General features: G+C 65.5%; 12 protein-coding genes. 6 read left to right on the top strand and 6 right to left on the bottom strand.

All coding sequences use genetic code 11. The annotated features are described in order from the left end of the window. Positions 1 to 38 precede the first annotated feature (38 nt). From C2138_RS05625 to C2138_RS05615, 3 genes are all read left to right on the top strand, one after another. Entirely contained in the window at positions 39 to 1,862 is a 1,824-nt protein-coding gene (locus C2138_RS05625) for a thiamine pyrophosphate-requiring protein (RefSeq protein WP_108516186.1), read from the top strand. Further along, positions 1,859 to 2,794 carry a TIGR01777 family oxidoreductase gene (locus C2138_RS05620; protein ID WP_108516184.1) on the top strand — a complete coding sequence of 312 codons (936 nt, stop codon included), beginning with the start codon at positions 1,859 to 1,861 and terminating at the stop codon, positions 2,792 to 2,794. Before C2138_RS05625 ends, C2138_RS05620 begins: the two co-directional genes overlap by 4 nt. Before the next feature lie 94 nt (positions 2,795 to 2,888). Further along, a complete protein-coding gene (locus C2138_RS05615) occupies positions 2,889 to 3,392 on the top strand; it encodes a pyridoxamine 5'-phosphate oxidase family protein (RefSeq protein WP_108516182.1) in 504 nt (167 codons plus the stop codon). Between the two features lie 22 nt (positions 3,393 to 3,414). Here the strand turns inward: C2138_RS05615 and C2138_RS05610 are convergent, their stop codons facing one another. Beyond that, a complete protein-coding gene (locus tag C2138_RS05610) occupies positions 3,415 to 4,818 on the bottom strand; it encodes a flotillin family protein (protein WP_158268739.1) in 1,404 nt (467 codons plus the stop codon). A gap of 218 nt (positions 4,819 to 5,036) precedes the next feature. On the opposite strand from C2138_RS05610, the gene C2138_RS05605 reads away from it, so the two are divergent. Both C2138_RS05605 and C2138_RS05600 read left to right on the top strand, forming a co-directional pair. Next, positions 5,037 to 6,518: an MDR family MFS transporter gene (locus C2138_RS05605; RefSeq protein ID WP_108516179.1), complete on the top strand. Its 1,482-nt coding sequence runs from the start codon at positions 5,037 to 5,039 to the stop codon at positions 6,516 to 6,518. A 36-nt stretch (positions 6,519 to 6,554) separates the two neighbouring features. Further along, positions 6,555 to 7,346: an EI24 domain-containing protein gene (locus tag C2138_RS05600; protein WP_108516177.1), complete on the top strand. Its 792-nt coding sequence runs from the start codon at positions 6,555 to 6,557 to the stop codon at positions 7,344 to 7,346. Positions 7,347 to 7,353: 7 nt separating this feature from the next. Here C2138_RS05600 and C2138_RS05595 read toward each other — a convergent pair whose 3' ends face one another. After that, positions 7,354 to 7,671: a thiamine-binding protein gene (locus tag C2138_RS05595; protein ID WP_108516176.1), complete on the bottom strand. Its 318-nt coding sequence runs from the start codon at positions 7,669 to 7,671 to the stop codon at positions 7,354 to 7,356. A 77-nt stretch (positions 7,672 to 7,748) separates the two neighbouring features. Between C2138_RS05595 and C2138_RS05590 the strand changes: the two genes are divergently transcribed. After that, positions 7,749 to 8,453 carry a YceI family protein gene (locus C2138_RS05590; RefSeq protein WP_108516174.1) on the top strand — a complete coding sequence of 235 codons (705 nt, stop codon included), beginning with the start codon at positions 7,749 to 7,751 and terminating at the stop codon, positions 8,451 to 8,453. On the opposite strand, the gene C2138_RS05585 is transcribed toward C2138_RS05590, so the two are convergent. The 4 genes from C2138_RS05585 to C2138_RS05570 are packed head-to-tail and all read right to left on the bottom strand — an operon-like array spanning position 8,450 to position 11,928. Beyond that, a complete protein-coding gene (locus tag C2138_RS05585; RefSeq protein WP_241961195.1) occupies positions 8,450 to 9,019 on the bottom strand; it encodes an AAA family ATPase in 570 nt (189 codons plus the stop codon). The genes C2138_RS05590 and C2138_RS05585 overlap by 4 nt on opposite strands. Then, positions 9,006 to 9,785 carry an energy-coupling factor transporter transmembrane component T family protein gene (locus tag C2138_RS05580; protein WP_108516173.1) on the bottom strand — a complete coding sequence of 260 codons (780 nt, stop codon included), beginning with the start codon at positions 9,783 to 9,785 and terminating at the stop codon, positions 9,006 to 9,008. Before C2138_RS05580 ends, C2138_RS05585 begins: the two co-directional genes overlap by 14 nt. Then, complete coding sequence (locus tag C2138_RS05575) at positions 9,782 to 11,296, bottom strand: ABC transporter ATP-binding protein (protein WP_199286576.1); 1,515 nt, start codon at positions 11,294 to 11,296, stop codon at positions 9,782 to 9,784. Before C2138_RS05575 ends, C2138_RS05580 begins: the two co-directional genes overlap by 4 nt. Further along, the gene (locus tag C2138_RS05570) at positions 11,293 to 11,928 is read right to left on the bottom strand and encodes an ECF transporter S component (RefSeq protein ID WP_108516171.1); all 636 of its coding nucleotides are present in this window, start codon (positions 11,926 to 11,928) and stop codon (positions 11,293 to 11,295) included. The genes C2138_RS05575 and C2138_RS05570 overlap by 4 nt, the downstream gene beginning before the upstream one ends. Between the last annotated feature and the right edge of the window lie 204 nt (positions 11,929 to 12,132).

Genomic DNA, 12,132 nt, shown 5'->3' with positions numbered 1-12,132 from the left:
GTACCATGTCGGCATTTGCGAGCGCGAGGGAGTGGAATATGCCCGAAAAGGAGCAGCCAGAGACCGTCTCCGATGTCATCGTCGAGCGACTCCGCGAGTGGCAGGTTGAGCGCATCTTCGGCTACAGCGGGGATGGCATCAACGGGTTCTTAGCAGCGCTGCAGCGCGCGGAGAGCGCGCCGGAGTTCGTGCAGGCCCGCCACGAAGAAAATGCGGCGTTCATGGCGGTCGGGCATGCCAAGTTCACGCAAGGAGTCGGAGTCGTCACCTCGACTCAGGGGCCAGGAGCGGTGCACCTGCTCAACGGTCTCTACGATGCAAAGCTCGACCAGGTTCCCGTGGTGGCGATCGTCGGACAGCAAGCATCGAGCGCTCTCGGCTCCGGATATATGCAGGAGATCAATCTGCCGACCCTCTTTGCCGACGTTGCCTCGTTCGTTCAGCTTGTCTCATCGCCTCTCCAGGTGCCCATGGTGATCGACAGGGCCTTTCGCAGCGCCCTCAGCAGCCGTGGTCCCGCCGTTGTCATCATCCCCAACGATATCCAGGGGGCGGATGCTCCGGATCAGGATCAGTCCCATGGCATCGTGCTCACCTCGGCCGTGTTCGAAACCGGTACCGTCATGCCGTCGTCCTCGAAGCTGGAGGCCGCAGCCGACATTCTTCGGCAGGGCAAGCGAGTCGCAATCCTGATGGGGCAGGGCGCTAAGCGCGCCGAGTCCGACGTGATCGCGGTGGCAGAAAAGCTCGGCGCTGGCATCACCACGAGCCTTCTCGGCAAGCCCTATATCGACGAGTCGCTGCCCTATGCGACAGGCGTTATGGGGCATCTCGGAACGACAGCGAGTGCATACCTGCTCGATAACTGTGACACCCTCCTCATCGTCGGTTCGCATGACCCGTGGACAGAGTTCTACCCCGCCCCCGGCCAGGCGCGTGCGGTCCAAATCGACACAAATCCCGCCCACATCGGCGACCGCTACCCCGTCGAGGTGGGACTCGTCGGCGATGCGGCAGAGACGCTCCGGGCGCTCGTCGAGTTGCTGCCCGAAGCATCCGAAACCACATGGAGGACTGACGTCGAGAACATGGTGCGCCGCTGGCACAGCATCAGCGAGGCGCGCTCCCAAGTCGCCGCTCGACCGGTGAACCCCGAACTCGTGCTGCGCCGCCTGAGCGAACGGCTGCCGAGCGACGCCCAGATCGCGCTCGATGTCGGCAGCGTCGTCTATTGGTATGCGCGGCAGGTGAGATTGCCACGAGGGGTCCCCGCGCATCTCTCCTCGACTCTGGCGAGCATGGGCTGCGGAATGCCCTACGGCATCGCCGGCAAACTCGCCCACCCTGAGCGACCGATGATCGTGCTGAGCGGGGACGGTGGTGCCCAGATGACGGGGATCGCCGAGCTGATAACGCTGAGCACTCTGTGGCCGGCCTGGCATGACCCCCGCTTCGTCCTGTGCGTGCTCAACAACCGCGATCTGGCCGAGGTCAGTTGGGAGCAACGCGAGAACGAGGGCGAACCACGGTTTGGGCCGAGCCAGAGAATCCCTGACTTTCGATACTCGGCGTACGCCGAGCTTCTCGGCATGAACGGAATCCTCGTCGACCATCCGGGGGCGATCTCCGACGCTTGGGAATCAGCGCTCTCGGCCGATCGCCCCACTGTGATCGAGGTTCTGAGCGACCCCGCGATCCCTTTGCTGCCGCCGTTCCCCGCCGGAGAACAGAAGCTCGCGACGATGCTCGCGGCCCTGCAGCGCGAAGGCCACTCCGCTCAGCACGCCGTTGCGCTGCTTCAGGAGTACGCGAGCCACGAGCAATCGACGGCGGAATCGACCGAGGGTAGCCTCGACCCATGAACTCTCAGGAGCAGGTCGACCCGTCGCCGCACTCCGGCGCCGCCTCCCGAAGGGTGCTCATCAGCGGCGCTTCGGGCTTCATCGGCTCGGTGCTCACACGCCAGCTTCGTGCCGATGGGCACAGCGTAACCGCACTCGTGCGGCGGGAGGCGCGCTCAAGCTCCGAGGTGAGCTGGGATCCGGCCGCCGGAAGGATTCCCCTCTCGGCGATAGAGAACGCAGACGCTGTCGTCAACCTCTCCGGGGCGTCTCTCTCGCGCCTGCCATGGACCCACAGTTACAAGCGCACGATTCTCACCTCGCGGGTGCAGGCGACGCGCACTATCGCCCTCGCGATCGTCAAAGCAGAGAACCCACCGTCGGTGCTCGTGAACGGCTCCGCGGTGGGGTTCTATGGCGACAGACCAGGAGAAACGCTCACAGAAGAGTCATCGCGCGGCGACGGGTTTCTCAGCAAAGTCGTCGAGCGCTGGGAAGGAGCCGCATCACCCGCTCTCGCGCGCACCCGCGTGGTTTATGCGCGAACGGGGCTCGTGCTCGGGGAGGGCGGAGCGCTGTCACCCCTGCGACTCCTGACCCGCCTCGGGCTGAGTGGCCCTCTCGGCAGTGGTGACCAATGGTGGCCCTGGATCAGCCTCCACGACGAAGCCGCGGCGATCCGTCATCTCATCGGCTCGTCGCTCAGCGGACCCGTAAACCTTGTGGGCCCGACCCCCGCGACCGCCGACGAGATCGGCCGCGCGCTTGCCGATGCCCTTGCGCGGCCGTATTGGCTTCGCGCGCCCCGCTGGGCCATTGTCGCGGGTCTCGCCGACGCGGGCAGGGAGCTACTTCTCGCGAGTCAGAAGGTAGAGCCTCGACGGCTGCTCGCCGACGGCTTCGAGTTCCGCCACGCCACGGCGCAGCAGGCCATCGCCGCACCCTCGGCGTAACAGCCGCGCGCCCGCGCTTGGCCCCCTGGCCGTTGCCAGCGCGCGGGGGTAACGTGCGCACACACATTCGCACGGCCACCGAAGGAGACGAGAAATGACGGACACCACGACGCCCCTCGCAACCGACGACGACATGAAGGCGATTGCCGCGATCATCAAAGACGCAAAGGTGGCCTTCCTGACCACTATGAGCGAGCATGGCCACCATCACAGCCGGCCGCTGGCAGTGCAGAATGCCGACTTCACGGGCGACCTGTGGTTCTTTACGCAGGATCCGAGCGACAAGGCCAGCGACATCCGGCGCAATCCGCAGGTGAATGCGGCATTCCAGTCGGGAAAAGGTTTTCTCTCGGTCGCCGGGGTGGCAGAGATCGTGCATGATCGAGCGCGGGTCGACGAGCTCTGGAATCCCGCCGTCGAAGCCTGGTTTCCCGAAGGCAAAGACGACACCACGATCGCACTCATCCGCGTGCGGCCGGAATCCGCCGAATACTGGTACTCGACTGAGCCGGGGGTAATCTCGGCCTTCAAAGTCGTCAAGGCAATGGTTACGGGCGACCAGCCCGACGTCGGAGAAAACCGGGCGGTCGAGCTCTAGCTCGCCGCCCGGCGCTCTGGCGTTACTCCGCGCCTACCGGCGCAACTGTGGCGCGCGGTGCCGCGAGAGCCTCGCCTACCGCCTCACCCGTCGCCCGCCCTGTCACGATATCGGCGATGTCGATTCCCACGAGTTCTTTTATGAGCTGGGTAGATGTTGCGAGCTGCGACGCCACATTCTCGCCAATCTGACGGGTACCCGAGCCATCGCTCGAGATCACAGTCATGTTGGAGATTGCCGTCAACGGCTCCGCCGCCGCCCTCACGATCTCGGGCAGGAGCGCGATGAGCTGCTGGCGCAGAAGTTCGGACGAACGCTCGTCGAGCGCCTCTGCCTGTGCACGCGCCGATTCTGCCTCGGCGTTACCGCGCACCCGGATCGAGTCTGCTTCAGCCTCGCCCTCGGCGCGGAGAGCTGATGCGGCGGCGATTCGGCGGTCACGGTCGGCGTTTGCTGCGGCGACGGATGCGGCGGCGGCAGCCTCGGCATTCTTCTCGACGGCATAGGCCTCCGCGTCGGCAACGGCACGAATCTCGGCGTCGAGCTCCTGCTTGCGCAGCCCGACGCGCTTGCCAGCGGTGACCTCCTGCTGCGAGATGACCTCCTGCTGCGAGATCGCCTCGGCCAGCGGGCGGGACGCGTCTGCCTCTGCCCGTGCCTTGTCGGTCTCCTTCTGAATCTCGGCGTTGCGCAGGTCGAGCTTGCGCTGCTGCTCGGCGACGGCCTGTTCCGAGGCAATTCGAGCCTCCTCAGAGGCCTGCCGTGATACCGCTTCTGCGATCTCTGCGACCTGCTTGACGCGAGCGGCCTCGGCACGACCAAGGTCACGGATGTACCCGTGATCGTCGTCGATCTCCTTGATCTGGAGGGTGTCGATCTGAAGGCCCTGCACGTCGAGCGATTCACGCACCGCCTCGAGAACCTGGCCCTGGAGCGCCTGGCGATTTGTGATGATCTCGGTGACCGTGAGCTGACCAACGATGGAGCGAACAGAACCGCTCAGAACCTCTTCGGTCGAGGCCTCGATCTCCTCCTGCTGGTTGAGGAATCGTTGCGCGGCCGCGCGCACCATCTCTTCTGTGCCGCCCACCTTGACAACGGCGACCGCGTTGACGCGGATCGTGATCGCATCCCGAGTCTGTGCCGTGGCTTGCACGTTGAGCTGTCGGCTGCGCAGGCTCAGCTTGAAGTGGGCCTCGACGATCGGCTTGACGAACACACGCGAACCGAAGACGACGCGCTGGCCGGCATTCTCGAACTCGCCACTGGCAGCCCTAGCGCCCTTCTGTCGGGAGGTGACAATGATCGCCTCATCTGGTTTGGCAATCTTGATGCCGACGAGGAGCGGGATCACGATGATGATCACGACAACGATCACCGCTCCGGCGATGACGACGGCGGTCAGTGGGCCAAGAAAGTCAAGCATTGATCCCTTTCGGGCACGAACCGGGCGCGGGCGCGGGTCGGCGGTCGGAGCTGATGTTCGGGTCATCATGAGCTTGGCAGAGCCGAGAGTCGACCGCCACCACAGTCGCGCAGTACGCCGCGGGCTGGGGTAAACTCGACCCCTTGCCGTGGTGGTGCCGCCGACGTTGCCTCTCAGCACGCACAATGCTCGATCTTCGACGCCGAAAAGGACCACTGATGACCGCCAGCGCGCCCAGTACACAGCCGGGAACGACCATAGGGCCCGCCGATGCCCGCACCCCTTCCCGCAACCGCCTGGTGATCGGGCTCTTGCTGGTGTCGGCCTTTGTCGTGATCTTGAACGAGACGATTATGAGCGTGGCCCAGCCGCGCTTGATGAGCGACCTGGGCATCTCCTACAGCACCGTGCAATGGCTCACCACCGGGTTCATGTTGACCATGGCGATCGTCATCCCAATCACCGGATTCCTGCTGGAGCGGCTCTCGACCCGCACGGTCTTCCTCACCGCAATGACCCTGTTCAGCATCGGCACGCTCGTCTGCGCAATCGCGCCAGACTTCTCCCTGCTCCTTGCGGGCCGCATCGTTCAGGCCTGCGGAACCGCCATCATGATGCCGCTTTTGATGACCACGGTCATGACTCTCGTGGCCCCCGAGGCCCGCGGTCGCACGATGGGCAACATCTCCATCGTGATCTCCGTTGCTCCCGCACTCGGGCCGACCATCTCGGGCATCATCCTTAACGCCCTCGACTGGCGCTGGATGTTCTGGTTGGTTCTTCCCATCGCCATCGGATCTCTCATCCTCGGCGCCGCCCGCATCGAGAACGTAACCGAGCCTCGCAAGGTGCCCGTCGATACTCTCTCCGTAATCCTCTCCGCCTTTGGTTTCGGCGGTCTGATCTATGGGCTTAGCAGCCTCGGCGCCGCCGCCTCTGGATCTGTGGCCGTGCCGGTCTGGGTTCCCCTCGCGGTGGGCGTCGCTGCCCTGGTGCTCTTCGTGCTGCGTCAGCTCATGTTGCAGCGCGGAGACCGGGCCCTGCTCGACCTGCGTGTCTTTCGTTCTGCGCAGTTCAGCATCGCCACCGTCATGATGATGATCAGCATGGTCGCGCTCTTTGGAACGATCATCATGCTGCCCATCTTCATGCAGGATGTTCTCGGCTTTGAGCCCGTGATGGCAGGCCTCATGCTGCTGCCCGGCGGACTCCTTTCGGGCATCCTCGCCCCGTTCGTCGGTCGCCTCTTTGACCGGGTTGGGCCGACGCCACTCGTGGTGCCCGGCGCGATTATCGTGAGCCTCGCATTTTGGTGGCTCTCGTCACTGGGCGAGGGGTCGTCGTCCGCGGGAGTCCTCGTCGGGCACATTGGTCTCAGCACGGGCCTCGCACTGCTCTTCACCCCGCTATTCACCTCTGCTCTCGGCTCACTCACCCCGTCCCTGTATTCGCACGGAAGCGCCATAATCGGCACGGTGCAGCAGGTGGCGGGAGCCGCGGGAACGGCCCTCTTCATTACCCTCTTGACGGTGCGCTCCGTCGCCCTTGAGTCCGACGGGGCTTCTGCGGTCGCGGCGACAGCCGGTGGCATCCAAACCGCGTTCATGTGGGGTGCGATCGTCTCCATTTTTGCGATCGTGGCCGCGTTCTTTGTGCGCCGCCCTCGCGATGTGCCGTCAGAATTGCCGATCGGGCACTAGACACCGCTCACGGCTGCCGCGGGATATCCTCGACGAATGACCGAACCGCTCCCCCGACGCCCCGGCGTTATCGCAGGGCTGGTCGAAGGCTTGCGCCTTCTGCTGAGGGGGTTTCGCGTGTGGGGCACCCGGCCGCGCCTCATGCTCCTCGGCCTGATTCCCGGCCTGATCACGCTCGCTATCTTCATCGTTGTCGAGGTGTTTCTCTTTGCCTCGGTCGGTGCGATTTCTGAGTGGTTGACTCCGTTTGCCGATACCTGGGCCGAGGGGTGGCGCGTCACTCTTCGCGTGGCCGTTGCAGTCGGATTAATCGCGGGATCCGCGCTGATCTTGGCGTATACCTTCGCGGTGGTGACCCTGACCATCGGGCAGCCATTCTTCGAACGGATCTCGCTCGCGGTGGACGATGAACTCGGAGGCGTGGTCGAAGCCCCGCCCGTGCCCCTCTGGAGGTCAATCGTGCGAGGCATCGGCGAGGCTATTGCGATCCTCGCCATCACCATCCTCACGGGAGTCGGGCTGTTCTTCGTGGGATTAGTGCCTGTTGTCGGGGCGGTAATCTCGGCCTGTATCGGGGCGTTCGTCGGCGGGTGGTTTCTCGCCCTCGAGATCACCGCTGTGCCGTTTCAGCGCCGCGGATTGAGCCTCTCCCAACGCCGCGCCCTTCTCGGTGCCCGGCGCAGTGTGACGCTGGGCTTTGGCGTGTCAGTCTTTCTTCTGTTCCTTGTTCCCCTCGGCGCCGTGCTGGCGATGCCCGCCGCCGTGGCGGGGGGCACCGTTCTCGCGCGTCGCACTCTCGGCGAGCCGACGCCACCGTCGGCTCGCTAGCCGCGCTCTAGATCACCGGATCTGCTTCGCCGAGGGCCTGTTCAAGGCGCTCGACCTTGCCGACGAGTTCGCCCGTGTAGCCCGGTCGGATATCGGCCTTGAGCACCAAGGAGACGCGAGATCCATAGGCAGCAACCGCCTCCGTCGCGGCCTTCACTACGGCGAATACCTCGTCCCACTCGCCCTCGATCTCGGTGAACATCGATGACGTGTGATTAGGCAGGCCCGATTCTCGAACGATTCGAACGGCCGCGGCAACGGCGTCGTGCACCGACCCGTCGGCTCGACCTGTTCCGCTGGGAGCAACTGAGAATGCGACGATCATGTGCCCAGTGTATGACCGCATCCTGCACCTCTTTCAAGCCCCGGTACCCTGGATGTCAGCTCTCAGAAAGGTGAAGGATGTCCCTCTCCAAGCGAACGATCTCGGTTATTGTCGGCGGCGCCATCGTCGTGGCTCTCGGCGTGACGACGGCGATTGCCGGACCGGCGATCTATCGGGACCTGATCGTTGGCCCTGCCGATGATGCGCCGTCGCTTGAAGCGGAGTCGCTGGCACCGGGAACGATCGACGAGGATGCTCTGGCTGGCGAGTGGACCGTATCGGACGGATCGTTCGCTGGCTATCGGGTCGATGAGGTTCTCAACGGCACCGATGTCACCGTGACGGGGCGGACCGAGGACGTCACCGGAACCGTGACCACAACCGACACCGAGGTCACGGCAGCATCGATCACGGTTGATGTGGCGAGCATCGCCACGGACTCTGGCAGCCGGGACGCGTATTTCAGGGATACGGCGATGCGGGTTTCGGTGCATCCGACCGCAACGTTTGAACTCACGACCCCCATCGGCGGAGGCGGCGCGCCGCTCGACACGACGGCAACCGTGTCGGGAACCGGCGTGCTCACTCTTGCCGGGGTGAGCAACGAGGTCACGGTGGAGATGACCGCCGCAATCGACGGAGGCACTATTCGAGTCGCCGGCCAGATCCCGGTCACGTTCTCCGACTACGGCGTCACTGCACCATCACTGGGATTCGTGCAGGTCGAGGAGACCGGCTTCGTGGAGTTTCTTCTCGTGCTGAGCCCGGGCCCGCGCACCTAAACGCTGGTCGGCTCCCCCTCGGTGATCACGAGGTCGGCGATGGTCTGCGGATGCTCGCGCGCGATAAACCGTGACTCCTGCTCTGCCCAGCGAGCCCAGTGTGGCGAGTAGGTTTCGCCATCACGGTCCAGAGCCCTGCGCTTGCGAATGGGCTCGGGGCACTCGATCCAGACGCCGAGCGTCGCCTTCTCCCGCGCGGCACGGCTGAGGGCTCCGCACCCTTCTACGATGAGCGGGCGGGCCGCGTCTAACGAATGGCATTCCGCCGCGGCATCCGCCTGCCAGTCCCAACGAACCCAGCCGGGGTTGACAGCGTCGAGCACCGACGTGACCACCTGGAGGCTGCCAGCGGCCAGCCCGTCCCACCCCGGGTAGAGGTCGTCGAGCCGCACGAGCTGGGAACCCGGAATCTCGGCGGCGAGCTGCCCCGCAACCGTGGACTTTCCCGAGCCTGAACGCCCGTCGATGAGCACGACGGGGGCCGACGGAACGGGTTGTCGTTCGCCGAGCGCCGCGAGAATGGTCTCGACAGCCTGACTCCAGATTCGCTCGTCAGCGCGCCCCAATGAAGTTCCAGCTTCCTGTGGCCACGGAGACGGTGACCGCCGCCGCCGCGATCGCCGCGCCCATGAGCACGAGAGCGAGGTCCTGCGCGCCGACCCGTGATTCGCGCGCCCAGGTGCGCTCGGTCGGCCCTCCGAAGCCCCTGGCCTCCATCGCCGTCGCCAGTTTGCTGCCCCGGCGGATCGAGAGCACGAGCAGCGCGAACGCCTGCCCGAAGAGTCGTCTGATCCGGCCTTTGTCGCCGACCCCCCGTGCCCTGCGGGCAAGCTCAAGGGAGCGCCAGTCCTCGATAAAGAGCCCGACGAGGCGCAGCCCCGCCAGCGCGCCGAGCACAAATCGCGAGGGAAGCCGGGCGACCTGCGCGAGCCCGTCCGCGAGATCGGTGGGGTCGATCGTGATGAACAGCACGACGCCGGGCAGCCCTATGGCGAGGATGCGCACGGTCGTTGCAAGGGCAAGGGCGAGGGACCCGTCGGAGACGTGCATGAAGAGCCACTGAAAGTATGTGGCGCCCGAGGGCTCCCCATAGAGCGCAATGGTGAGCCCGGCGACCGGGGCGGCCAACCAGATCGGCAGCGTTCTGATCACCAGGGTGCGCAGGGGAACACCGGCGAAACAGAAGAGAACCAGCTCAAGCGCGAGGGCGACCGTCGCCGAAACCCAGTCGATCGACAACACGAGAACCGCAGCGAGAAGCAGAGCGGCAGCCAGCTTCGACACGGGGTTGATGGAGGCGAGCGCTCGGCTCTGCGGCAGAACGGCGGTCATCGGGAGACCCCGACCGTGGATTGTCCGGCATTTAGCTGCACCTGACGAGTCGACAGCGCATCAACGAAATCGGCGTCGTGGGTGATTGCCACGATGGCGCTGCCCTCATCGAGCAGCACGGCGAGAAGGGCGACCAGCTCGCTCCAGGTGCGCGAATCCTGTCCGAATGTTGGTTCGTCGAGCACGAGAATGCGCGGCCTGGTCGCCAGGACCGTCGCCACGGAGAGGCGGCGCTTCTCTCCCCCGGAGAGCGTGAACGGGTTCGCGTCGGCGAGGTGCGTCAGGCGAAGGCGCTCCAGCAGCTCATCGACGCGCTGGGACACCTCCGCGTCGGGGAGATGCAACGCGAGGGGTCCGACCGCGAGTTCTGCGTGAACCGTGCCCGTAAGAAACTGATGTTCTGGGTCTTGAAAGACCGTGCCGATGCGGGTGAGGAGGTCCCGCGACTTCCACTGGATGGGATGCGGGCCAGGGCGGCGCCGCCCGACGGTTCCCCGCTCGATCAGAGAATCGGATGCCACGACGGCGCCCGCGGCCGGCGGAAGAAGCCCCGCAAGGGTGAGCCCCAGGGTGGATTTACCCGCGCCGTTGGGCCCCGTGATGGCCACGGCGTCCCCCGAGGCGATGGTGAGGTTGATGCCACTCTGCACAGCGTTACCGCGCGTGCGGGCTACCGTGAGGTCTGTGGCGGTCAGAAGCGACTCCCCCGATGACCGGAGCTGGCGCTGCGGCCGGACGGGCGCGAAACCGGGCACCCACACCCCCGATGCAGACAGGCGGGCTCCCTCTCTGCCGAGCACAGCATCCGGGGTTCCATCGGCGATGATTCCGCCGTCGGCTCCCAGCACGATCACGCGGTCGACCAGCGACTTCCACACCTCGACGCGATGCTCGATCACGATCAGGGTGGATTCGGACGACGAAAGCACCCTCGCGACAGCGTCGCGCACCTCGGCGACACCATCGGGATCGAGGTTGGCCGTTGGCTCATCGAGCAGCAGCAGACGGGGGCGCATCGCGAGCACCCCGGCCAATGCGAGGCGCTGCTTCTGCCCACCCGAAAGCTCTGATGTGGAGTGGCCGAGCGGCAGCCTCAACCCGACGGCGTCGAGGGCATCGCCAACGCGGCGCCAAATCTCGTCGCGCGGCACCCCGAGGTTCTCGCATCCGAAGGCAACGTCGTCGCCCACCTTGGCGAGGATGACCTGCGAGTCGGGGTCTTGAAGCACGAGCCCGGCAGCGCCGCGTGCGCGATCGGCCGCTACCCCGTCGATCAGTAGCTCGCCCGCCGTCTCGCCCTCGTCGGCACCACCGAGCACGCCGGCCAGGGCATGGATGAGAGTTGATTTTCCGGCCCCGGATGCTCCCAGCAGCAGCACTCGCTCCCCCGGGCTGATCTCCAGGTCGATATCGCGCACCGCCCAGTGGTCTCGGCCAGCATGACGCCATCCCCAGCCGCGGGCACTCACATGAGCGCCCGCGGTAGAACCCGATGGGTCAACTACTGTCATGAACGCCGCCTCGTCGAGCCCGTCGTTGCTTCGCGGCCCGAAGCAAACCGGCTGAGAGCGCCCGTGCGCGCGAGCCCTCTCGCGGCCAACCACGGCAGAACTCCGGCAAGCACCGCGCCCGAGATCAGAGCAGAGACGGTGTACACGGTCGAGAACAGCGCCGCAGCGCCCGGGTACCAGTACACCAGATCATTGATCGCCATCGCCAGGCCCGCACCCATGCCCGCAAGAACCGACACATACAGTCGCCAGTTCGAATAAAGAAATATCGCGAAGATGATTTCAGCACCAAGGCCCTGGACGAGCCCGGAGACCAGCGTGAGCGGCCCCCACGCGTTGCCAACGAGTGCAGAAACCGCCGCAGCAAGCAGGGAGCCATAGAGCGCTGCCCCCGGTTTGCGAATGATCAAGCCCGTGAGCACCCCGGCAAAGAGCCACCCGCCTCCCGCGAGGGCCTGCAGGCCCGGAAGAGCCGCTTTGAGCGGCACGCTCAAGGGTTCGTAGGCGACATTCCATACGAGGAACAGCAGGCCGGATGCGACGCCGAGCACGCTGGCGACGACAATGTCGACGACCCTCCAGCGCAGTGTCGGCCTCGTGCGGGGCATGGTGTGAGCGTCGGTCGTTGTCATCGTTCTCCTTTTCGCCGTGAGGCGGGCGGTGTAACGACCTGGACGGGGCGGTGCCCCGCATACTCGCGCGCGGGGCCTCCTCGGTGGCGCGAAGAATCGCAGCCCCGGGGGCACCTCAGAAGAAATTCAACCGGCATTCGGCTTCCCTCCCTGCGCTGGCATGATCCAGATCAGGTTCGACGGTCGAAGCTTGGAGTAGCTTCC

The sequence above is a fragment of the Salinibacterium hongtaonis genome, assembly GCF_003065485.1.
In the GTDB taxonomy this organism is placed as follows: domain Bacteria; phylum Actinomycetota; class Actinomycetes; order Actinomycetales; family Microbacteriaceae; genus Homoserinimonas; species Homoserinimonas hongtaonis.
The sequence above is the reverse complement of the archived record's forward strand: the minus strand, read 5'-3'. Positions and strand labels throughout refer to the sequence as shown.

Bases quoted from the DNA above. Each gene is read 5' to 3' on its own strand.
- C2138_RS05625 (WP_108516186.1), top strand. From the start codon at position 39: ATGCCCGAAAAGGAGCAGCCAGAGACCGTCTCCGATGTCATCGTCGAG.
- C2138_RS05620 (WP_108516184.1), top strand. From the start codon at position 1,859: ATGAACTCTCAGGAGCAGGTCGACCCGTCGCCGCACTCCGGCGCCGCC.
- C2138_RS05615 (WP_108516182.1), top strand. From the start codon at position 2,889: ATGACGGACACCACGACGCCCCTCGCAACCGACGACGACATGAAGGCG.
- C2138_RS05610 (WP_158268739.1), bottom strand. From the start codon at position 4,818: ATGCTTGACTTTCTTGGCCCACTGACCGCCGTCGTCATCGCCGGAGCG.
- C2138_RS05605 (WP_108516179.1), top strand. From the start codon at position 5,037: ATGACCGCCAGCGCGCCCAGTACACAGCCGGGAACGACCATAGGGCCC.
- C2138_RS05600 (WP_108516177.1), top strand. From the start codon at position 6,555: ATGACCGAACCGCTCCCCCGACGCCCCGGCGTTATCGCAGGGCTGGTC.
- C2138_RS05595 (WP_108516176.1), bottom strand. From the start codon at position 7,671: ATGATCGTCGCATTCTCAGTTGCTCCCAGCGGAACAGGTCGAGCCGAC.
- C2138_RS05590 (WP_108516174.1), top strand. From the start codon at position 7,749: ATGTCCCTCTCCAAGCGAACGATCTCGGTTATTGTCGGCGGCGCCATC.
- C2138_RS05580 (WP_108516173.1), bottom strand. From the start codon at position 9,785: ATGACCGCCGTTCTGCCGCAGAGCCGAGCGCTCGCCTCCATCAACCCC.
- C2138_RS05575 (WP_199286576.1), bottom strand. From the start codon at position 11,296: ATGACAGTAGTTGACCCATCGGGTTCTACCGCGGGCGCTCATGTGAGT.
- C2138_RS05570 (WP_108516171.1), bottom strand. From the start codon at position 11,928: ATGACAACGACCGACGCTCACACCATGCCCCGCACGAGGCCGACACTG.